The organism is Vibrio sp. KMM 9700, assembly GCF_058545285.1.
Map to the genome: position 1 here is coordinate 1,839,593 of NZ_CM178589.1, position 21,986 is coordinate 1,861,578.

20 protein-coding genes, 5 tRNA genes and 1 pseudogene are annotated in these 21,986 nt (G+C 42.9%); 23 read left to right on the forward strand and 3 right to left on the reverse strand.

Annotation, left to right across the window (positions count from 1 at the left end; all coding sequences use genetic code 11):
* Positions 1-24 precede the first annotated feature (24 nt).
* The 6 genes from orn to AC2VOY_RS08200 all read left to right on the forward strand — a co-directional run bounded on the left by orn (position 25) and on the right by AC2VOY_RS08200 (position 1,364).
* Positions 25-588: an oligoribonuclease gene (gene orn / locus AC2VOY_RS08175; protein WP_491830836.1), complete on the forward strand. Its 564-nt coding sequence runs from the start codon at positions 25-27 to the stop codon at positions 586-588.
* Between the two features lie 167 nt (positions 589-755).
* A tRNA-Gly gene (locus AC2VOY_RS08180) sits at positions 756-831 on the forward strand.
* 85 nt (positions 832-916) lie between these two features.
* Positions 917-993 (forward strand) — tRNA-Met (locus AC2VOY_RS08185).
* Positions 994-1,007: 14 nt separating this feature from the next.
* Positions 1,008-1,083 (forward strand) — tRNA-Gly (locus tag AC2VOY_RS08190).
* A gap of 85 nt (positions 1,084-1,168) precedes the next feature.
* A tRNA-Met gene (locus AC2VOY_RS08195) sits at positions 1,169-1,245 on the forward strand.
* 43 nt (positions 1,246-1,288) lie between these two features.
* A tRNA-Gly gene (locus AC2VOY_RS08200) sits at positions 1,289-1,364 on the forward strand.
* Positions 1,365-2,180: 816 nt separating this feature from the next.
* Here the strand turns inward: AC2VOY_RS08200 and queG are convergent.
* Positions 2,181-3,374, reverse strand: a complete 1,194-nt coding sequence (gene queG, locus AC2VOY_RS08205; protein ID WP_491830837.1) for a tRNA epoxyqueuosine(34) reductase QueG — start codon at positions 3,372-3,374, stop codon at positions 2,181-2,183.
* Between the two features lie 175 nt (positions 3,375-3,549).
* Here queG and tsaE point away from each other — a divergent pair, with 175 nt between their 5' ends.
* The 12 genes from tsaE to rlmB all read left to right on the forward strand — a co-directional run bounded on the left by tsaE (position 3,550) and on the right by rlmB (position 18,026).
* Positions 3,550-4,014 (forward strand): tRNA (adenosine(37)-N6)-threonylcarbamoyltransferase complex ATPase subunit type 1 TsaE, encoded by a 465-nt coding sequence (tsaE, locus tag AC2VOY_RS08210; protein WP_491830838.1) that lies wholly within the window; start codon positions 3,550-3,552, stop codon positions 4,012-4,014.
* A 68-nt stretch (positions 4,015-4,082) separates the two neighbouring features.
* A complete protein-coding gene (locus AC2VOY_RS08215) occupies positions 4,083-5,297 on the forward strand; it encodes an N-acetylmuramoyl-L-alanine amidase (RefSeq protein ID WP_491830839.1) in 1,215 nt (404 codons plus the stop codon).
* A gap of 29 nt (positions 5,298-5,326) precedes the next feature.
* Complete coding sequence (gene mutL / locus AC2VOY_RS08220) at positions 5,327-7,318, forward strand: DNA mismatch repair endonuclease MutL (protein WP_491830840.1); 1,992 nt, start codon at positions 5,327-5,329, stop codon at positions 7,316-7,318.
* A 31-nt stretch (positions 7,319-7,349) separates the two neighbouring features.
* The gene (miaA, locus tag AC2VOY_RS08225) at positions 7,350-8,291 is read left to right on the forward strand and encodes a tRNA (adenosine(37)-N6)-dimethylallyltransferase MiaA (protein ID WP_491830841.1); all 942 of its coding nucleotides are present in this window, start codon (positions 7,350-7,352) and stop codon (positions 8,289-8,291) included.
* 452 nt (positions 8,292-8,743) lie between these two features.
* A complete protein-coding gene (gene hfq, locus AC2VOY_RS08230) occupies positions 8,744-8,989 on the forward strand; it encodes an RNA chaperone Hfq (protein ID WP_491830842.1) in 246 nt (81 codons plus the stop codon).
* 49 nt (positions 8,990-9,038) lie between these two features.
* Positions 9,039-10,373 (forward strand): ribosome rescue GTPase HflX, encoded by a 1,335-nt coding sequence (hflX, locus tag AC2VOY_RS08235; protein WP_491830843.1) that lies wholly within the window; start codon positions 9,039-9,041, stop codon positions 10,371-10,373.
* On the forward strand, positions 10,360-11,547 hold the full coding sequence (hflK, locus tag AC2VOY_RS08240; RefSeq protein WP_491830845.1) for an FtsH protease activity modulator HflK: 1,188 nt from the start codon (positions 10,360-10,362) through the stop codon (positions 11,545-11,547). Before hflX ends, hflK begins: the two co-directional genes overlap by 14 nt.
* 2 nt (positions 11,548-11,549) lie before the next feature.
* On the forward strand, positions 11,550-12,566 hold the full coding sequence (hflC, locus tag AC2VOY_RS08245; protein WP_491830846.1) for a protease modulator HflC: 1,017 nt from the start codon (positions 11,550-11,552) through the stop codon (positions 12,564-12,566).
* Positions 12,567-12,721: 155 nt separating this feature from the next.
* Positions 12,722-14,038 carry an adenylosuccinate synthase gene (locus AC2VOY_RS08250; RefSeq protein WP_491830848.1) on the forward strand — a complete coding sequence of 439 codons (1,317 nt, stop codon included), beginning with the start codon at positions 12,722-12,724 and terminating at the stop codon, positions 14,036-14,038.
* Between the two features lie 180 nt (positions 14,039-14,218).
* Entirely contained in the window at positions 14,219-14,656 is a 438-nt protein-coding gene (gene nsrR, locus AC2VOY_RS08255) for a nitric oxide-sensing transcriptional repressor NsrR (RefSeq protein WP_491830849.1), read from the forward strand.
* A 153-nt stretch (positions 14,657-14,809) separates the two neighbouring features.
* Positions 14,810-17,251, forward strand: a complete 2,442-nt coding sequence (gene rnr / locus AC2VOY_RS08260) for a ribonuclease R (protein ID WP_491830850.1) — start codon at positions 14,810-14,812, stop codon at positions 17,249-17,251.
* Between the two features lie 31 nt (positions 17,252-17,282).
* On the forward strand, positions 17,283-18,026 hold the full coding sequence (gene rlmB, locus AC2VOY_RS08265) for a 23S rRNA (guanosine(2251)-2'-O)-methyltransferase RlmB (protein WP_491830851.1): 744 nt from the start codon (positions 17,283-17,285) through the stop codon (positions 18,024-18,026).
* A gap of 194 nt (positions 18,027-18,220) precedes the next feature.
* On the opposite strand, the gene AC2VOY_RS08270 is transcribed toward rlmB, so the two are convergent.
* The gene (locus AC2VOY_RS08270; protein ID WP_491830853.1) at positions 18,221-18,451 is read right to left on the reverse strand and encodes a DUF2442 domain-containing protein; all 231 of its coding nucleotides are present in this window, start codon (positions 18,449-18,451) and stop codon (positions 18,221-18,223) included.
* Between the two features lie 7 nt (positions 18,452-18,458).
* Positions 18,459-18,728, reverse strand: a pseudogene (dhiT, locus tag AC2VOY_RS08275) (type II toxin-antitoxin system toxin DhiT).
* A 113-nt stretch (positions 18,729-18,841) separates the two neighbouring features.
* On the opposite strand from dhiT, the gene AC2VOY_RS08280 reads away from it, so the two are divergent.
* The 5 genes from AC2VOY_RS08280 (at position 18,842) to rplI (ending at position 21,837) form a co-directional block, all read left to right on the forward strand.
* Complete coding sequence (locus tag AC2VOY_RS08280) at positions 18,842-20,086, forward strand: PQQ-dependent sugar dehydrogenase (RefSeq protein ID WP_491830854.1); 1,245 nt, start codon at positions 18,842-18,844, stop codon at positions 20,084-20,086.
* Between the two features lie 325 nt (positions 20,087-20,411).
* Complete coding sequence (rpsF, locus tag AC2VOY_RS08285) at positions 20,412-20,792, forward strand: 30S ribosomal protein S6 (RefSeq protein ID WP_491830855.1); 381 nt, start codon at positions 20,412-20,414, stop codon at positions 20,790-20,792.
* Between the two features lie 7 nt (positions 20,793-20,799).
* Positions 20,800-21,108, forward strand: a complete 309-nt coding sequence (gene priB, locus AC2VOY_RS08290; RefSeq protein WP_491830856.1) for a primosomal replication protein N — start codon at positions 20,800-20,802, stop codon at positions 21,106-21,108.
* Positions 21,109-21,118: 10 nt separating this feature from the next.
* Positions 21,119-21,346, forward strand: coding sequence for a 30S ribosomal protein S18 (gene rpsR / locus AC2VOY_RS08295; RefSeq protein WP_000090472.1), 228 nt, complete (start codon positions 21,119-21,121; stop codon positions 21,344-21,346).
* Positions 21,347-21,384: 38 nt separating this feature from the next.
* Positions 21,385-21,837 carry a 50S ribosomal protein L9 gene (gene rplI / locus AC2VOY_RS08300; RefSeq protein ID WP_491830857.1) on the forward strand — a complete coding sequence of 151 codons (453 nt, stop codon included), beginning with the start codon at positions 21,385-21,387 and terminating at the stop codon, positions 21,835-21,837.
* The last annotated feature ends 149 nt before the right edge of the window (positions 21,838-21,986 follow it).

The window sequence follows — 21,986 nt, forward strand, 5'->3', positions numbered from 1 at the left end:
TAACAAAATAGGTGAATTCCCCTTATGTCCACGGAAAAAAATCCAGCATATAGTGCAGACAACCTGATCTGGGTTGATTTGGAAATGACAGGTCTTGAACCTGATACAGACAAAATCATAGAGATAGCGTCTATCGTGACAGATAGTGAGCTCAATATCCTTGCAGAAGGGCCGGTGCTTGCAATTCACCAAAGTGATGATGTGCTTGCGCAGATGGATGACTGGTGTACCAACACCCATACAGCGAGTGGCCTTGTTGCACGCGTAAAAGAAAGTAAAGTAGATGAAGCAGAAGCTGTGCGTCAAACGATTGAGTTCTTACAAGAGTGGGTACCCGCAGGGAAATCACCAATCTGTGGCAATAGCATAGGGCAAGATCGCCGCTTCCTATATCGTCATATGCCTAAGCTTGAAGAGTACTTCCATTATCGTTACCTTGATGTGAGTACAATTAAAGAGCTAACGCGTCGTTGGCAGCCAGAAATTTTAGATGGTTTTTCAAAGCAAGGGACGCATTTAGCCTTGGATGATATTCGTGAATCCATCAATGAGCTAAAATATTATCGTCAAACTGTGTTTAAAATATAGTTTAAAATCAACTGCTTAGTCTGTATTTTGGGGTTCTATGAAAAATAAATGCAATTTTTTTTAATTTTTTTTGAAAAAAGTATTGCCATCTCTAAAAAACTCCCTATAATACGCAGCCCTAAGCAGTTGAAAACAAAAACATTGCTTCAACGAAAAGCTTAGCATTTGCGACATTAGCTCAGCTGGTAGAGCGCAACCTTGCCAAGGTTGAGGTCACGAGTTCGAACCTCGTATGTCGCTCCAAATTTAAAAGTTTGAATCTATTCAGGCTTTAAATTTTGAAGTGAAAAATCTTCAAAAACACAACTAACTGAAAAGTTAGCACGGACGCGGGGTGGAGCAGCTTGGTAGCTCGTCGGGCTCATAACCCGAAGGTCGTCGGTTCAAATCCGGCCCCCGCAACCAATACCAGAATTTATGCGACATTAGCTCAGCTGGTAGAGCGCAACCTTGCCAAGGTTGAGGTCACGAGTTCGAACCTCGTATGTCGCTCCAAATTTAAAAGTTTGAATCTATTCAGGCTTTAAATTTTGAAGTGAAAAATCTTCAAAAACACAACTAACTGAAAAGTTAGCACGGACGCGGGGTGGAGCAGCTTGGTAGCTCGTCGGGCTCATAACCCGAAGGTCGTCGGTTCAAATCCGGCCCCCGCAACCAATTTAAGTTCTCACTTACTTTAAAAGTGATTACCAGAATTTATGCGACATTAGCTCAGCTGGTAGAGCGCAACCTTGCCAAGGTTGAGGTCACGAGTTCGAACCTCGTATGTCGCTCCAAGTTTTAAAGCGAATACCATTATTTATATGGTCGAGCAACCTTACCAGGGTTGAGGTCACGCCTGATACCTAGAAGATAGGGAACCTCGTATGTCGCTCCAAATTAAAAAAAAGCACCTATGGATTAGGTGTTTTTTTATGCTTAAAATTAAGCATATCTGAGATAGTCTTCTCCCACATACAATACTTATTCAATCTAAAGAATCAGCTTTGATTAAATTATTTAGCTATTTTATTCGCTAGTCTTTTATTCTTATCTATACTCTTATTTGAGCTTTGAATATGCCTTAAAGTGTGAGTAGATTTATACACAAGCTTAGAGTCAGATGTTGCTAGTAAGGTAAGAAGAAATGATCATAAAGGATCCTTTAGATCGTTCAGTGATTGGAGTAAGTAACCATTTACAATCTAGTCTGAGCTAGAAAATTTTAAGCCAAAATCTGTAAACTTATACCTACCTAAAAACCTCTTTTCAAGCGAAAGCCCACAGACTTATTCACAGGCTATATTTTGTGGATAACTCAGTTCATAACTTGTATTCTAGCCTACTTTGTTATTGATTTTATAAAGATCTTCAATTTTAAAAAATCAAAAATCAAATATGAAAACAAGTATAAGTCATTGATTCTTATGTTTTTGATAAATTACATGATCAAATATACAGTTATTTTTTTTGATCTTTTTATCATCTTTGCTTGATCTTTAGTGGTTTTTTTGGTTGTGCTTAACTTTTACAATGAAAACAAAATTGATTGCTTTACCAAAGGTTTTCCACATTGCTGTATATAAGTTTATTCAGTTATTCCTAAGGAAGGGTTAAGCATCGCGGGGTAGGCCTTTTTCTACAATTCGAATCAATCGTGCCAGTTTAGTGTTTTGAGGCGCACTTTGAAGGATCTTTGACTCTTGCTCTGCAATGGCCCACTTGATATGTTCATCCAATAACTCTGATTGATTTAAGCGTGATTTAAGGGCAGCAAGGATACTTGGACTGGCACTGGCGTTCCCCATCGCGATAGATAAATTTCGTAGCCATTGTTCATGCCCAATGCGTCGAATCGCAGAGCCTTGCATCTTGCTGAGAAACTCTTCTTCTGTCCATGCAAACAAACTGCATAAATCTGGTGAGCTTAACGCTGGGCGCAAATGAAAATCTGCTTGTTTGGTGATTTCAGCTTGTCGGTTCCATGGGCATACTAACTGGCAGTCATCACAACCATAGATTCGATTCCCCATTAAAGGGCGAAATTCTAAAGGGATCACGCCTGAATATTCTATTGTTAGATAAGAAATACAGCGTCTAGCATCCACGATTTTATCTTCGACAATCGCGCCCGTTGGACAAGAGGTGATACAAGATTTGCACTTGCCACATTGCTCCTCGATTGGCTCGTCTTCTACAAGCGGAATATCAACAAGCAGCTCGCCTAAGAAAAACCAAGAGCCAGCATCTTGATGTAAGAGCAAAGAATGCTTACCAACCCAACCAAGGCCTGCATTGGCTGCAAGTGGTCTTTCTAAGATTGGCGCAGAGTCAACAAAAGGGCGAAAGCCAAGTTGACCAACTTCTTGTTCTATTTTTTTACCAAGCTTATTCAGCATTTGGCGCATAAGCTTATGGTAATCACGCCCAAGCGCATAACGACTGACATAAGCTTGTGAATCATCCGCAAGATTTTGAGCAAACTTAGCTTCTGGTGGCAGGTAGTCTAGGCGCACACTTATCGCTTTAATTGCGCCAGGGTGTAATTCATCTGGCCTTGCGCGCATCATGCCATGTCGAGCCATCCAATCCATGCTGCCATGATATTGATTATCTAGCCATTTTTGCAAATAAGCTTCATGTGCTTTTAAGTCAACACCTGTGATCCCAATCGCTTGAAAACCAATCTCTTTTCCCCATTCTTTAATTAGCTTTGAAAGCTGCGCAGGCGTTACCGCTAGATCTGAGTTTTGCGCGAGATCTTGAGTTGCCGCTAAATCTTGGGGTTGAGAGGATGTCTTGGTCATAAAGCGCTCTTGAGACAAATGAGGGGGCGAGATTATAAAGGATCTTTTCACAAGATGCGACGATCTTTTGTTCATTTAGAGGATAAAAACTTACTCAGATGACTAAATCTTTTCAAGACAAATCAATATGAAATGGTAGAATATTTGTTCGTTTAAATATTAGAGTTAGTGATCCATGCAAAATTATCAAACCATCCTTAACGATGAAGCGGCAACCGTGGCATTTGGTGCGCAATTAGCCAATATCTGTAGTCAGCAAACGACAATTTATTTACATGGAGATTTAGGCGCAGGCAAAACAACCTTTAGCCGTGGATTTATCCAATCTTTAGACCATCAAGGTAATGTAAAAAGCCCAACCTATACACTAGTCGAACCTTATCAACTAAAAGATTGGCAGGTCTATCATTTCGATCTTTATCGTCTTGCTGATCCTGAAGAACTTGAATTTATGGGGATCCGAGATTACTTTTCGCATGATGCGATTTGCTTGGTGGAGTGGCCAGAGAAAGGGGAAGGTATTTTACCAACAGCGGATTTAGAGCTGACATTGAAATATCGCGATCAAGCGCGCGAACTTACCCTCACGGCGCACTCTGAATATGGAAAGGACTTATTAGAGCGATTATCAAAGTGTTGAGATATTTTTCAAAGTTTCAAACCCAAGGCCAAAAGTTAGGCCTGTGTAGCAATACAATTAAAGTCAGCTTGTTTACATTTATCTTTTTAGCTTTATTTAGTTTTTCTCAATTTAGCATAGCTGCAACGCTACAAAATATGCGTACGGGTGCATATCCAGATAAGACGCGTATTGTGATTGAATTATCAGATAAAACTACGTATCAGATCTCAACCTTAACTGGGCCTGATCGTTTAGTATTAGATTTAGACAATACCAACCTTGGGATGAATCTGCCTTATCGTGTCCCAAAAAGTAATTTAGTTAGCCAGATCCGTAAAAGTACGCCTGCACGTGCTGGATCTTATCGTTTGGTTTTTGATTTGACGCGTGCAGCCAGTTTTAAGGCTTTCACTTTAGGCCCATCTGGCGCTGCAAAAAGTCGTTTGGTTGTTGATTTAACGCCAAGATCCGGTGGTTCTGCGCTCAATACGAGCACGGTAACAACGCAAGTTAGAACTGCTCCTGCGAGCAAAGCAGTTACGACCACAACTAAAACCGCAGCCCCAGTTGCAACTAAGACTTACACTCAAAGTAGTGTACCAATTGTCGTCGCAATTGATGCGGGTCATGGCGGGAAAGATCCAGGATCAATTGGTCCTGGGCGTAACCAAGAAAAACACGTGACCTTAGCGATAGCGAAAAAGATCGCAGCCAAGATCAATGCCACCCCGGGCATGCGTGCAGTATTGACGCGTAGCAGTGATAAATTTGTCACCCTTGATGAGCGTTCACGTATTGCACGTCGTAACAAGTCATTGTTATTGCTATCTATTCACGCTGATAGCTTTACATCGCCAAGACCACGTGGCGGTTCTGTGTTTGTGTTAAGTACGCGCCGTGCAAATACCGAAATTGGTCGTTGGGTGGTGAAAAAAGAAGAACAATCACAGCTTCTCGGTGGGGGTGGTGAGCTTCTTGCGCGTAATAATAATGATCGTAACGTGAGCCAAACTGTATTGGATTTACAATTTAGCCATTCGCAAACCGAAGGCAATAAACTGGCATTAAAAGTGCTAGCCGAGATGGGACGTGTGACGCGCCTGCACTCGAAAAAACCTGTGTATGCGAGTCTGGCTGTATTGAAGTCACCTGATATTCCATCGATCTTGATTGAAACAGGCTTTATTTCAAACCCACAAGAAGAAAGATTGTTGGTTTCAAATGGCCACCAAGAGAAGCTCGCACAAGCGGTAACCAATGCGGTGCGTGCTTACTTTAAAGAGAACCCACCAACCAAATAATAGTTTGGCTTGAAGGTATAAACGAATATATGAGTATCCAAATCCTACCGCCTCGTCTTGCAAACCAAATTGCAGCCGGTGAGGTGGTAGAAAGGCCAGCCTCTGTGGTGAAAGAGCTGGTCGAAAATAGTCTTGATGCTGGCGCAACCCAAATTGATATAGATATCGAGAAGGGCGGCGCTAAGCTGATCCGTATTCGTGACAATGGCCAAGGGATCCCAAAAGATGAACTTGGTCTGGCTTTAAGCCGCCATGCTACTTCTAAAATCAAAAATTTAGATGATTTAGAAGCTATTATGAGTCTAGGCTTTCGCGGTGAAGCCTTGGCAAGTGTCAGCTCAGTATCACGCCTGACGATGACCTCTCGCACGCAGGATCAAAGCGAAGCTTGGTCTGCTTATGCGCAAGGTCGCGAGATGGAAGTGACGCTTAAACCTGCGGCGCATCCTGTTGGCACCACGGTTGAAGTGTTAGATTTATTCTTTAATACGCCAGCGCGGCGCAAATTTTTACGCACGGAAAAAACTGAATTTAATCATATTGATGAGTTATTGAAGCGAATTGCTCTGAGTCGCCTTGATGTGAGCATTCGCTTAACTCATAACGGTAAATCAATCCGTCAATACCGCGCAGCGCAAACCCAAAAACAAATTGAAAAACGCATCGCAGCCGTGTGTTCACAGCACTTTATTGATCATAGTGTTGCCTTTGAGCAGAGCCAAAATGATTTAAAGGTCAAAGGTTATTTAGCCACGCCTGAGGCAGCAAGAGCGCAAGCGGATACCCAGTATTGCTATGTCAATGGCCGCATGATGCGTGACAAGTTAATTAACCACGCGATTCGTCAAAGCTATGAAACTGCGCTCACTTCAGATAAACACCCTGCGTATGTAGTGTATATTGAAATTGATCCGCACCAAGTAGACGTCAATGTGCATCCCGCGAAACATGAAGTGCGTTTTCATGAAGCGCGTTATGTGCATGATTTTATTTATCAAGTATTAAGAAGCTCATTAGAGCAAGCGTTAGACTTGGAAGCGCCTGCTGTGAGTCAATCAGCTTATGCGTCGGATTATATGCCAAGCTCGAGTGATTCTTCTGCTAGCTTCAACACGGCAGCTGGTCGCAACACTTCCACTCGCTATAATGAGGCAAGTTATCCTGCAGCGCCGAAAGCACCTCAAGCCGATCGCTCAGCTCGAGGTATACCTTCGCAAGGATCTTCGGCTTTCTCAAGACAAACAAAACCAGCACGCTTATCTGAGCAAGTGGGCATTTATCAAGCCTTATTTGAAACCTTGCCACGTCAGCATCAAGCGCAAGCGACAGCTCCTGTAATGAATACTGCCCATACACCGGCTGCCGCGCCAAGTGATAGTCAAATAGAAAGCCAACCGCTTCAACTTGAGCCGATCAGCGTACAAGTGACAAAACAAACTGCGCCTTTAGGCAAGGCACTTAGCGTGATTGATAAGTCTTATTTACTTCTAGAGAGTGGTGAGACAGACGCCGGGCACTTGCTCTTAAACCTACCAAGAGCAGAGTACTGGCGAAGCTTTGCCAAGCTAGATGTTACTCAGTCAGGAACTTTAATAAAACCTTTGACCGCGCAACCTTTGCTTATTCCATTGCAAATCAAGCTCGAAAAGGATTTGATTTTAACCGAGGCGAATCAACAAGATCTGCAAGCTTTTGGTATTCAAATCGAATTCTCAGGGCAAAAACTTGCGTTAATGGGCGTACCAGAGCCGCTTCGCCATCAGAACTTACAGCTGCTCATCCCTAAGCTATGCCAATGGATCAAGCAGACAAATTGGTCTGCAGAAGATCCTCGCGCCTTGAGCACTTGGCTCGCAAAGCAAATTAAACCTGAGATAGAGAGCTATACTTTGTCTCAAGCGCTTGAGCTGATCACTTCGCTTGAGCAGTTTTATCCAAATTTAAATCAATTGAATGATCCTACTTTGTTACAAGCTATTTCATTCAAAGAGGTTATCGGGAAGCTAAAAAGCACTAAATAGTTTAGTTTTTTGCTCCCTAAAAGAGAATGTTATGAACCAACAACCACTCGCCATTTTTTTAATGGGCCCAACCGCTTCAGGTAAAACTGAGGTTGCTATCCGTCTTGCACAAAAATACCCAGTTGAAGTCATTAGCGTAGATTCTGCGTTAATTTACAAAGACATGAATATTGGAACGGCTAAGCCGGATGCCGATGAGCTCGCCAAAGCGCCACACCGCTTGATTGATATCTTAGACCCAAGTGAAGCTTATTCTGCTGCAGACTTTCGTCGTGATGCGCTAGAGCAGATGCAAGAGATTGTTTCACAAGGAAAGATCCCACTTCTTGTGGGCGGCACTATGCTTTATTACAAGGCCTTAATTGAAGGTTTATCGCCATTACCAGCTGCTGATCAAAAGATCCGTGCTCAGATTGAACAAGAAGCGCAAACCAAAGGTTGGCAGGTGCTACATGAAGAATTAGCTCAGATTGATCCCGTTTCAGCCGAGCGTATTCACCCAAATGATCCGCAGCGTTTATCGCGCGCCTTGGAAGTTTATCACATCACTGGGAAGTCATTAACAGAGTTAACGGAGCAAAAAGGCGAGCCAATTCCTTATGAAATCAAACAGTTTGCTATTATGCCGCAAGAGCGTAGTGAGCTCCATCGTCGCATCGAATTAAGATTTTCTAAGATGATCGAGGCGGGCTTTAAAGAGGAAGTGGAAGCTCTATATCAGCGTGGTGATTTACACCCAGATCTACCGTCGATCCGCTGCGTTGGTTACCGTCAAATGTGGGAGCATTTAGATGGTGAAATCAGCTTAGATGAGGCGATTTTTAAAGGGGTTTGTGCGACGCGTCAACTTGCCAAACGTCAAATCACTTGGCTGCGTAGTTGGCAGGATCTGACTTGGCTCGATAGTCTTGAAATTGATGATTCAGTGGCTCAAATTGTAAAATCTATTGAAGCCTACATGAAACATGAATAAATTAGTATATACTCAAAGAGTTAAACTTATTTTGGGTTGATCATCGATTTTTAGCTCAAGAATGGGCTTATACGCTTATATCTAGCAATTTATTTCAGCTTATGGTGTACATTTTGAGCCGTTTTTTGTAGTTTATAGCTAGATCCTAGAGTTTTACGCTCGACAATATTTAAAAGCAAAACTCTAGTTTTTGAAAAGTTTTTAAGTGTGTACTTTTTTCCTTAACTTATCTGTAATCATAGCTTGAGCATATGATACTAAGACTTGGCAAATAACACAGAAGATACAAAAGGATTAGGCCTGTATCTTTGAATTAAAAGCTTTGTTTTTTGTTTGTGTTATGGCGTAGCAAATGTGCTGGCATTCAAACAAAGGTGATGCACTTCTATTCGAAAGGTATTCATCATTCGGCCTTTATACTAAAACAACAATATTACCAAGGAATAAAAATCATGGCTAAAGGGCAATCTTTACAAGACCCATTTCTAAATGCGTTACGTCGTGAACGCATCCCTGTATCAATCTACCTTGTCAATGGTATTAAATTGCAAGGTCAAATCGAATCTTTTGATCAATTTGTGATCCTTCTGAAAAATACTGTCAATCAAATGGTTTATAAACATGCGATTTCAACAGTTGTGCCGGCACGTGCTGTCAGCCACCACACGCCAAATGAGCGCGGTGAAAAAGAAGAATAAGCACAAGTTCGATCTACACACTTATATGCAATGCTAAGGAGTCGGTTACTTGTTTGACCGTTATGAAGCCGGTGAACAGGCAGTACTTGTTCATATCAATTTTACTCAAGAAGGCGAATGGGAAGATCTCAAAGAATTTGAGATGCTGGTATCATCCGCTGGTGTCAATGCACTACAAGTGGTCACAGGTAGCCGCCAAGCACCACATGCGAAATACTATGTAGGTGAAGGCAAGGCGCAAGAGATTGCGGACACTGTTCGCGCTTTAGATGCAGAGATAGTGATTTTTAACCATTCACTATCGCCTGCACAAGAGCGAAACTTGGAAGCCCTCTGTCAATGCCGTGTGCTTGATAGAACAGGGCTGATTTTGGATATTTTTGCGCAGCGTGCCCGTACCCACGAAGGTAAACTTCAGGTGGAACTCGCACAGTTGCGTCATCTTTCTACTCGCCTTATCCGAGGCTGGACGCACCTTGAGCGACAAAAAGGTGGTATAGGTTTACGTGGGCCGGGTGAAACCCAGCTGGAAACCGACCGCCGTTTATTACGTGATCGCATCAAAGCGATTTTGCGTCGTTTGGCAAAAGTTGCCAAGCAGCGTGAACAAGGCCGAAAAGCAAGACAACGCGCAGAGATCCCAACGGTTTCTCTAGTGGGTTATACCAACGCAGGTAAGTCGACACTCTTTAACCGTATTACTGAAGCTGGCGTTTACGCTGCCGATCAACTCTTTGCAACCCTTGATCCTACCTTGCGTAAGATTGAGCTCGAAGATGTTGGGCCGGCTATTTTAGCTGATACCGTTGGCTTTATTCGTCACCTGCCGCATGATCTGGTTGCAGCCTTTAAAGCAACCTTGCAAGAAACACAAGAAGCAGACATTTTGTTACATGTTGTAGATGCAAGTGATGACCGTTTTCGTGAGAATATGACAGCGGTTAATGTTGTATTGGAAGAAATCGATGCTTCTGATGTGCCATCTCTTATTGTGATGAATAAAATTGATAGCATGGAAGACCAAAAGCCACGCATTGATCGTGATGATGAAGGTGTTGTGCGCACGGTTTGGGTCTCTGCAATGCAAGGTGAAGGGTTAGATCTTCTGTTTGAAGCACTCACCGAACGCCTTGCGAGCCAAATGGTTGAGTATCATTTAGAGATCCCACCCATGCATCAAGGTCGCTTGCGCAGCTTTTTCTTTAATATGAATGCGATTCAAAACGAAAGCTATGATCAAGACGGCAATTTGCTGCTTGATATTCGTATGCAGCAAGTAGATTGGTTAAGATTAGAAAAACGTGAAGGGGTTGCTTTGGCTGATATAAAAGTTCAAGCAACAAAAGATTTAGATAGGATGGAGTTTTCTGATGGCGTGGAATGAGCCGGGAAATAATAACGACAATAAAGGCCGCGATAACGATCCTTGGGGAAACAATAATCGTGGTAATGGCGGTCGTGATCAAGGACCACCAGACTTGGACGAAATTTTTAGTAAGTTAAGCCAAAAGCTAGGTGGTACATTCGGTCGCAAAGGCGGCGGTAATGGTGGCGGTAAAGGCGGTTTAGCTGGTCTGGGCGTCATTGCTGCAGTTGGTATTGCAATTTGGGGTGTGTCTGGTTTCTATACCATTGGCGAAGCTGAACGTGGCGTTGTCTTACGTTTAGGTCAATACAGCCATGATGTAGGCCCAGGTCTAAACTGGCGTGCACGCTTTATCGATGAAGTTACGCCTGTCAACGTGCAAGCGATTCGCTCATTGCGCGCAGAAGGCTTAATGCTAACCAAAGATGAAAACGTCGTGACTGTTAGCATGGATATTCAATACCGCGTTTCTGAGCCGTATAAATATCTGTTTAGAGTGACGAATGCGGATGATAGCTTACGTCAAGCAACGGATTCTGCGCTACGTGCAGTAATCGGTGACTCCTTGATGGACAGCATCTTAACCAGTGGCCGTCAACAAATTCGTCAAGCGACGCAAGAAACCTTAAACGATATCATTGATAAATATGATATGGGTATCTCGGTTGTGGATGTGAACTTCCAATCATCTCGTCCACCAGAGCAAGTGAAAGATGCTTTTGATGATGCTATCGCAGCGCGAGAAGATGAAGCCCGCTTTATTCGTGAAGCTGAAGCCTATAAAAACGAAATTTTGCCGAAAGCAACAGGTCGTGCAGAAAGGGTGAAAAAAGAAGCTTCTGGTTATAGCGAGCGCACAGTTAACGAAGCATTCGGTCAAGTTGCGCAGTTTGAGAAACTTTTACCTGAATACCATGCAGCGCCAGATGTCACGCGTAACCGCTTGTATCTTGATGCAATGGAAAATGTTTATCGTAAAAGCTCAAAAGTGTTAATTGACTCTGACTCGACAGGCAACATGCTTTATCTGCCTATCGATAAGATTGCCGAAAGTGGCACCAAAGCTAAATCGACAAGCACGCGAGTTCAAGATACGCCTGTATATGACAAGATCCAACTTGATTCAGATAGCGCTTCGAGCTCAACAACAACACAGCCTAGCAGCACTTCAACACGTCAAGGGAGATTCTAAGTATGCGTAATTTGACGATTCCTGTCATTGTATTAGCGCTGATCGCACTCTTGATGTCTGCGTTTGTGATCCAAGAAGGTGAGCGTGGCATCGTAGTTCGATTCGGTCGTATTTTGAAAGCAGATAACGAAATGGCGCGTATTTATGAGCCTGGTCTGCACTTTAAACTACCGTTCTTTGATAGCGTGCGCACGTTAGATGCACGTATTCAGACAATGGATGGTCGCTCTGATCGCTTTGTAACTTCAGAGAAAAAAGATGTGATCATTGATTCATACGTGAAATGGCGTATCAGCGATTTTGGTCAATACTACTTGGCAACAGGTGGTGGCAATACCATGACAGCTGAAAGCTTACTTGAGCGTAAAGTGACGGACTTACTCCGTTCTGAAATCGGTTCACGTGAGATCAAGCAAATCGTATCGGGCCCACGTGGTGATATCGTCGCGGCGCCAACTGACCTTGCTGAAACAGATTTAATTCCTGAATCAGCAAAAGAAGCGCTACAAGTAGACGGTCAACGTGACAAAATCATGGCGAACGTTTTGGAAGGCACACGTAAAAGTGCATTCGACGATCTTGGCGTAGAAATGGTTGATTTCCGCATTAAGAAAATTAACTTACCGGATGAAATCAGTGAGTCAATTTATCGTCGTATGCGTGCGGAGCGTGAGTCGGTTGCTCGTAAGCATAGATCACAAGGTCAAGAGCAAGCTGAAATCATTCGTGCGCAAGCTGAGCTTGAAGTCGCGACTATCTTAGCAGAAGCAGATAAAACTGCGCGTATTACACGTGGTGATGCGGACGCTCAAGCGGCAAATATCTATGCTAAAGCGTATACAAAAGACCCTGAGTTCTATGACTTCTTGCGTTCACTACAAGCTTATCAGAAATCATTTAGTGATAAATCTGATGTGCTCGTGCTTGATCCTAAGAGTGAATTCTTTAAGTACATGAACGAAAGTAAAGCTAAAGTCGCTCCAGCGAGATCGACAAGTACGCCGGTTATTGCACAATAACGAGTGCTAAATAAGCGAAACCAATAAAGAGAGTCTCAATTGAGGCTCTTTTTTTATTTGTATGATGCTTTTTTGGCTTAATGTTCAAAAAATGACTGCAAAATGACGTATTCGGTGCTAGAATTCTTTTTTAACTAGCAAGCAGACTTGGAAAGATGACAAATAACGTAGTTGTTCTTGGTACCCAATGGGGTGATGAAGGTAAAGGTAAAATTGTTGACCTTTTAACTGAAGATGCAAAATATGTGGTGCGCTATCAAGGCGGTCATAACGCTGGCCACACACTTGTTATTGATGGTGAGAAAACAGTTCTCCACTTGATCCCATCAGGCATCTTGCGTGATAACGTAAAATGTATTATCGGTAATGGTGTAGTGCTTTCTCCTGATGCACTAATCAACGAAATGAAACCACTAGAAGAACGTGGTATTCCTGTTCGTGAGCGCCTATTCATTTCTGAAGCTTGTCCACTCATTCTTCCTTACCATATTGCTCTTGATCAAGCGCGCGAATTAGCACGTGGCAAAAAAGCAATTGGTACTACTGGTCGCGGTATCGGTCCTGCGTACGAAGACAAAGTGTCTCGTCGTGGTCTACGTGTTGGCGATCTATTTGATATGGACTCTTTCGCTCAAAAACTAAAAGAAGTAATGGAATATCATAACTTCCAACTAGTTAACCTTTATAAAGTTGAAGCAGTAAGCTACGAAGACGTACTTGAGCAAGCAAAAGGCTATGCTGAGCTGCTAACGTCAATGGTTATTGATGTAACTGATGAGCTTGATGGCGCACGTAAGCGTGGCGACAAAATCATGTTCGAAGGTGCGCAAGGTACACTTCTTGATATCGACCACGGTACATACCCTTATGTAACTTCTTCAAATACTACCGCTGGTGGTGTTGCTGCAGGTTCTGGTTTTGGCCCACGTCACCTAGGTTATATCCTTGGTATTGCGAAAGCATACTGCACACGTGTTGGTTCAGGTCCATTCCCAACTGAATTATATGATGGCATCGATAAGCAAGATCCTGTCGGTAAGCACTTAGGTACAGTTGGCCATGAGTTTGGCGCAACAACAGGTCGCCTACGTCGTACAGGTTGGTTTGATGCTGTTGCGATGCGTCGCGCAATTCAAATTAACTCACTATCAGGTTTCTGCTTAACGAAACTTGACGTGTTAGATGGTCTTGAAGAGCTAAAAATCTGTACTGGTTACAAAATGGCAGATGGCAGCATCCTAGAAGTTTCTCCAATGGCTGCAGATGCTTACGAGCAAGTAACGCCTATCTATGAAACTATGCCTGGTTGGTCTGAAAATACTTTCGGTGCTAAATCAATTGACGCATTGCCACAAGCTGCGCTTGATTACATCAAACGTATCGAAGAGTTAACTGGTGTGCCTGTTGATATTATCTCAACTGGCCCAGATCGTAACGAGACTATCATTAAAGTTCACCCATTCGGTGCTTAATCCCTCGTTTACATCTTAGTAAATAACAAATAGAACCAGTGCTTTTTTAAGGTGCTGGTTTTTTTGTATCTATATAATCCTGAAGCGATAGTCAGACTTTGAGAAAAATAACCACTAACTCTAAAGTGGTATATTTGTCTGATTGTTGCTATATTAGATCTTTCTTTAAGGAGATGATCTTTGCAATTAACTAGCTTTACTGACTATGCGATCCGCACTTTGATCTTTCTTACTCAGATAGAAGATCAAGCGCTGACTAATATCTCAAATGTCAGCGAGTCATTTCAGATCTCTAAAAATCATCTGATTAAGGTCGTGCATAAGCTCGGTCAGCTTGGTTATATTGAAACTGTACGCGGTAAAAATGGCGGGATCCGTCTGGCGAAAGCCGCTTCTGAAATCAATATCGGTGAGCTTATCATTCAAATTGAGCCGTTAGATATTCTAGATTGCAGTGAACAAAATTGTCATATAACCAATGCGTGCCGCTTAAAATCATATATCCATAAAGCAAAACTCGCTTTTTTAGCCGAGCTCAAGCATTGCTATTTGAGTGACCTAGTTGATGACAATCAAAGCCTTAAAGCGCTCTTGATCCCAAGCCTGCAACTGGATTAAGCAGGCAAACTTCCTTTCTTATTTGTTTCATTTCCCCTTTTAAAAATTCTAAGCTATTGGCAAAACATGAAAAGATTATGCGCTTATGCTATAGGTTAGGGTGGATTTTCTATATACTGATAGATATACCCATACTCGTATAAAAGGCAAGCCATGACAGATACCACACATCAAGACCCATTCGCAGATCGCGAATCCCAAAATTATGAAAACCCAATCCCAAGCCGTGAATTTATTCTAGGCTTCCTCGAAAAAGCTAATGTCCCGATGAACCGCAATGATCTCTTTGAAGCATTAGAGCTAAAAGGAGAAGAACACTACGAAGGTTTACGCCGTCGTCTGCGCGCGATGGAGCGTGATGGACAACTCGTGTTTACCCGTCGTCAATGTTACGCCTTGCCTGAAAAACTGGAATTAGTGAAAGGCTGCGTGATTGGTCATAAGGACGGCTTTGGCTGGGTGCGTCCTGAAGGGAGTGTTGGGAAAGATAATGATATTTTGCTTCCGCATCATCAAATGCGCAGCATTATTCATGGTGATTTTGTCTTGGTTCAGCCAACGGGTGAAGATAAGCGCGGACGCAAAGAAGGGCGTCTGGTGCGTGTATTAGAAGAGCGTGCCGGTAAAATTGTGGGGCGTTTCTTTGTTGAGAATGGTCATGGTTTTGTGGTCCCTGATGATTCTCGTATTAGCCAAGATATTTATATTCCAGATGAGTTTAAAGCTGGTGCGCGTATGGGCAACGTGGTGGTGATTGATATCACAGCGCGTGCAACACGTATGCGTGGCATGATGGGTAAAGTCGTTGAGATTTTAGGTGAGAACATGGCGCCGGGAATGGAGACGCAAATTGCGATTCATACTCACCAGATCCCAAATGAATGGCCTGAAGAAGTCTTAAAACAAGTTAAAGGTTTAAGCGAAGAAGTACCTGAAAAAGCCAAAGAGGGGCGTGTCGATTTACGTGAATTACCATTGGTGACAATCGATGGTGAAGATGCCCGTGACTTTGATGATGCAGTGTATTGCCGCGCGGAAGATGGCGGCTGGCGTTTATGGGTGGCGATTGCAGATGTCAGTTATTATGTGCGCCCTAAATCTGCATTAGACAAAGAAGCGATTAATCGCGGTAACTCGGTTTATTTCCCATCGCAAGTAGTGCCTATGCTGCCTGAAGTGCTTTCAAATGGCTTATGCTCACTTAACCCACAAGTGGATCGCTTGTGTATGGTGTGTGAGATGAAACTCTCAAGCACAGGTAAGCTTTTAAATTATAAGCACTATGAAGCAGTGATGAACTCTCATGCTCGTTTAACTTATACCAAAGTTGGCGCGATTTTAGATGGTGATGAAGAGTTGCGTGAGCGCTATCAAGGCGTTGTCCCTGATCTTGAAGAACTGCATCGCATGTATCAAGTGCTTAAAACTGCGCGTGCTGAGCGTGGCGCGATTGAGTTTGAAACCATAGAAACCAAATTTATCTTCAATGCAGAGCGTAAGATTGAACGCATTGAACCTGTGATCCGCAATGATGCACATAAGATCATCGAAGAATGTATGATCTTAGCCAATATTGCTTCGGCATCTCTAGTCGAAAAAGCCAAAGAGCCAGCCTTGTATCGTGTCCATGACACGCCAGGAGAAGAGCGTCTGCTTGGCTTTAGAGATTTCTTAGGCGAGCTTGGCTTAAACTTAACTGGCGGTCTTGAGCCAACGCCAACAGATTATGCCGCTTTGGTGAAATCAATTGCCGAGCGTCCAGATAAAGAGTTGATCCAAACCATGCTTCTGCGTTCGATGAAGCAAGCGGTTTATAATGCAGACAATGGCGGTCACTTTGGCTTGGCGCTTGAGCGATATGCGCACTTTACCTCGCCTATCCGTCGTTATCCTGATTTACTCTTACACCGCGCAATCAAGTATCTTGTCGGCAAGGCCGAAGGCAAAGATATGCAGCAAATCAGCGCAACCGGTGGTTATCATTACAGCTTTGATGATATGGATGTGTATGGTGAGCAATGCTCGATGACTGAGCGCCGCGCCGATGATGCGACCCGTGATGTTAATGACTGGCTCAAGTGTGAATACATGCAAGACCATGTTGGTGATGAAATGGAAGGCGTAATTGCCAATGTCACGGGATTTGGTTTTTTTGTACGCTTAAATGAGCTGCATATTGATGGCTTAGTACATATCTCAAGCCTTGCAAATGACTATTATCAGTTTGATGCCCCAGGCCAGCGTTTGATTGGTGAGAGCTTTGGTCGAGTCTATCGTTTAGGTGATTCGGTGAAAGTGAAAGTCTTGGCGGTTAATCTCGATGAGCGTCAAATTGACTTTGAAATGGTCGATAGCGAGCGCCAGCCACGTGGCAAAGGTAAAACAGCGAAGAAACGCGCTGCAAACCTTGAGAAAAAGGCCACCACACAAAAACGTCGTGTGTTAAAATCTACCAAAGCTAAGTCTGGTGCGAAGCCACTTGTGGAGCCAACTAAACGTCCTGATGGCAGCGATCTAAAAGATCCAAAGGCAAAAAAAGCCAAAAAGAAACGCCCAAGTAAGCGTGCACGTGCGAAAACGAGCACCAAGAAGTAACAGATTAAATTTTTAAGGAAACCGACTCTATATGAGTAACGAATTTATTTTTGGCATTCATGCCATTAACGCTGTCTTAGAAAAAGATCCAGCACGCATTGTGGAAGCTTTTGTATTAAAAGGTCGCCAAGATGATCGTTTAATGCCTGTGATTGAGCAGCTTCAAGTATGCGGCGTATCAATTCAACAAATGACGCGTAAAACCCTTGATGACAAAGCACGCGGTGCGAATCACCAAGGGATCATTGCCAAAGTAAAACCTGCTAAAGCTTTAAATGAGCATGATCTTGAGCAGATTTTAAATACAACTGAGCAGCCACTCTTTTTAATTTTAGATGGCGTCACCGATCCGCATAATCTAGGTGCTTGTTTGCGTAACGCAGATGGCGCTGGGGTTGCGGCAGTGATCGTGGCAAAAGATAAATCAGCATCATTAACCGGCACCGTAAGTAAAGTTGCTTGCGGCGCGGCAGAAACCGTTCCTTTTGTACGCGTAACTAACCTTGCACGTACCATGCGTATGATGCAAGAAAAGGGCGTCTGGATTGTTGGTACGGCAGGTGAAGCAACGCATGATGTCTATGATGCGAAACTAACTGGTCCACTTGCGATCGTGATGGGCGCAGAGGGCGATGGCATGCGCCGCTTAACGCGCGAGACTTGTGATGACTTAATCAAGATCCCAATGGCTGGCAGCGTTTCAAGTTTGAATGTGTCAGTGGCTAGTGGCATCTGTCTATACGAGGCTGTCCGTCAGCGAATTCGTTCGTCATAGTTGAATCCCTAACTTCGTTAGCTACGATGCTTCGCCCTAATCACATATTAGCATATGCTCATAGGGTCTCATCATCTTGCTGCCTTGTTAGTGTTCCAACTATTTAGAACTCGTTCGTCATAGTTGAAATAACTAACTTTAAAATCCAGTGCTAGGCAGATGCTTATCACTGGATTTTTTGTTTGTATAAGAGTCTAAATCAATTCACTGGCAAGTGTATGCGCACTTAAGTCTTGTTCGTGCGGCCAGCAAATTCCTCCCATGTGATCAATCGAAACACGTTTAAAGTAATTTAAATCTTGCAGTTCTTTAAATACGCCTTTATCTAGGTAAGGCTTCATATCAAATATTCCAGATTCGCCGTTTGATAATTCCACTTTAAGTTGGTAGTTCTGCGCACATTCAACGGATATCACTTGTAACATAAGCTGCTTACCTTAATGGTTCTATCTTATATGGTGGCTCACCTTGCACGGCTAATTGCCAATCTGCCATGAGTTCATCTTCATGAATACTTATCCATGCTTGAATTAATTTTAATTGCTTTTGTGGGAAATGACCATCAAGAATAGAGCCATCGGGTATTGATACTTAAATCATAAATTCACCATATTTAGCATGTATGTGTGGCTGTTTGTGTTGGTTATTATCAAAATAATACATAGTTACAATGATCCCATAAAACATAGATATAGTTGGCATATAAACACCTTTTTTAAATTCAAATTATTGTTAATTAAATAAAAGATAGGTTTGTTAATCTTCAATTCCACACTAAAATTATAGGGACCAACATCTTTCAAAAAGGCTTAAAAATGAGAATCACCTCCTTATCGTTATCATTGGTTGTGGCATTGTTTAGTTTGACTGCCCAAGCAGCACAAGAATTTCCTTCAGACAGCAAGCAAGCTGAGGCTAAAGTTGAAGTGCCTGATGAAATCTTAGAAGGGCGCCTACCTGAGCATAAAACCGTTTTTTCTGCCAAAAACCTGATCCTCCCAGAAGGCTTTGTCATTGAGACTTATGTTTCTCAGGTGCCGAATGCACGCCAAATGGCATTGACAGATAAAGGGGTTTTAATTGTTGGCAGCCGCGAAGAAGGTAAAGTCTATGCGATTCGTGATTCTGATGATGATCAGCGCCATGACGCCGTACAAGTGATGGCAAGTGGGCTCTCATTGCCATCAGGTGTTGCTGTGTATAAAGATGATTTGTACGTTGCCGCGTTAGATAAAATCCTAGTGTTTAAAAATATCGATGAGCAGCTTGATAAACCTTTTAAGCCAAAATATGACGTCTTTTATGACAAACTGCCAAGCGATCGTCATCACGGCTGGAAATATTTGAAAGTCTCCGATGATGGCAAGCTGATTATTCCAATAGGCGCGCCTTGTAATGTGTGCGACAAACGTGAGCAATACAGCCAAATCATTGCCCTTGATTTAGAAACCAAACAAACTCAAGTTGTTGCCAAAGGGGTGCGCAACAGTGTCGGCTTTGCGTTCGAGCCTAAATCTTTGCTGCATAAACAAGGTGCACTTTGGTTTACGGATAATGGGCGAGACATGATGGGGGATGATACACCATCCGATGAACTCAACCGTGTGGATACTTGGGGCCAAGATTTTGGCTTTCCTTATGTCCATCAAGGCGATGTATTAGATCCTGAATTTGGTAAAGGCAAAGCTGCGCAAAACTATACGCCGCCACAACTTAAACTCGGCGCGCATGTTGCTGCCCTAGGCATGGATTTTTATACGGAAAAAGAATTTCCCAAAGCATATCGCAACGGCATTTTTGTTGCTTTGCACGGTTCTTGGAACCGCAGTGAAAAGGTCGGCTACAAAGTTGTTTTCATTCCGTTTGAAGCTGGCTCCAAAGATAAACCAAGCCAAGTAGGTGAGATGCAAGACTTTGTTTCCGGTTGGCTTGAGAAAGATCCCAAGCAAGGTGAGCTAGTGTTTGGACGTCCTGCGGATGTGATGACGCTAGAAGATGGTTCGTTATTAATTAGCGATGATTTTAAAGGTGTTATTTATCGCGTGTTTTACAAAGGCTAATTATCTTCATATTTGAAGCTACACCTGCGTTAACTGCGTTTATTTTTAAGTATAAAGCACTAATGCCAAATAGGGTGGAACAAAGTTTAAAATGACAAGGACGTCATTTTGAAAGCGCGCATGGATGGCTTGAGCATCTTTGTGTAATCCTATTGGCATGAGTGCTGCGATTTATAAAAGTGATATATATAAAATTAGCTTGCCAACAGCGTCTATAACTTATACAATCTGCGCTCTTTGAAATCTCGGCCTTTATATTTTCGTTCCTTGCTTCCTCCGGACGGTCGAGCCACTCTGGAAGCTACTAATCCGTAAGGAGCAACCTATGCGTCATTACGAAATCGTATTCATGGTGCACCCTGATCAAAGCGAGCAAGTTGCTGGCATGATCGAGCGTTACACTGGTTCTATCACTGAAGCTGGCGGTACTATCCACCGTCTAGAAGATTGGGGTCGTCGTCAAATGGCTTACCCAATCAACAAACTTCACAAAGCTCACTATGTTCTTATGAACGTTGAAGCTAGCCAAGAAGTTATTGATGAGCTAGAAACTGCTTTCCGTTTTAACGATGCAGTTCTACGTAACATGATCATGCGTACTAAATCAGCTGTAACTGAGCAATCTATCATGATGAAAGCACGCGAAGAGCGCGCTCCACGTCGTGAAGAGCGTGCAGAAGCTAAGCCTGAAGAAGCTGCTGAGTAATATTTAAATGACCAATCGATTGGAGTTAAGTGGCCATTTGGTCAGTGCGCCCCGTCGAAGCCAAAGCCCAGCCGGCGTATGTCACTGTAGTTTTCACATTGAACATCGCTCGCTGACTCAAGAAGCTGGTTTGCCGCGTCAAGTTTATTGTCGTATGCAGGTGGTGATGAGTGGCCCAAGGTCAAATGAATTCACTCAAGATTTAGTTATAGGCAGTCACATTAAGGTAAGTGGTTTCATTGCTTACCACACCGGCCGAAATGGCATAGGTAAAATAGTGTTACATGCCGATACAATTACTCAAATACAAGATTAGGAGATAGCCCATGGCTCGTTTCTTCCGTCGTCGTAAATTCTGCCGTTTCACAGCAGAAGGCGTTCAAGAGATTGACTACAAAGACGTAGCAACTCTAAAAAACTACATCACTGAAGCTGGTAAAATCGTACCTAGCCGTATCACTGGTACTAGCGCTAAATATCAACGTCAGCTAGCTCGTGCTATCAAGCGTTCTCGTTACCTAGCACTTCTACCATACACTGACAAGCATCAGTAATTGGTCGCAAGTTTAATTAAGTTAAGAGGACTAAGATAATGCAAGTTATTCTACTTGATAAAATCGGTAACCTTGGTGGCCTAGGCGATCAAGTAAACGTTAAATCTGGCTACGCTCGTAACTTCCTTATCCCACAGGGTAAAGCAGTTATGGCTACTAAAGCTAACGTTGAAATGTTTGAAACACGTCGTGCTGAACTAGAAGCTAAAGTTGCTGAGCAACTATCTGCTGCACAAGCACGTGCTGAAAAAGTTAACGCATTAGAAGCGATCGTAATCGAATCTAAAGCTGGTGACGAAGGCAAACTATTCGGCTCAATCGGTACTCGTGACATCGCTGATGCAGTAACTGCTGCTGGTGTTGAAGTTGCGAAAAGCGAAGTTCGTCTTCCTGAAGGCGCTCTACGTACAACTGGCGAATTTGAAATCAGCCTACAACTTCACTCTGAAGTTTTTGCTGACATCAAACTACAAGTTGTTGCAGCTGAATAATAACTAGTCTTTCGATTAGTTTATTGTTGCAAAAAAACCGACATGTCTTGCGATGTGTCGGTTTTTTTATATCTTAAATTTGAAGGTTGCTGTAAATTTAGATCTTTAAATATAAGGCGGGATCGAAGAACAAACTCGTTTAGCAAACA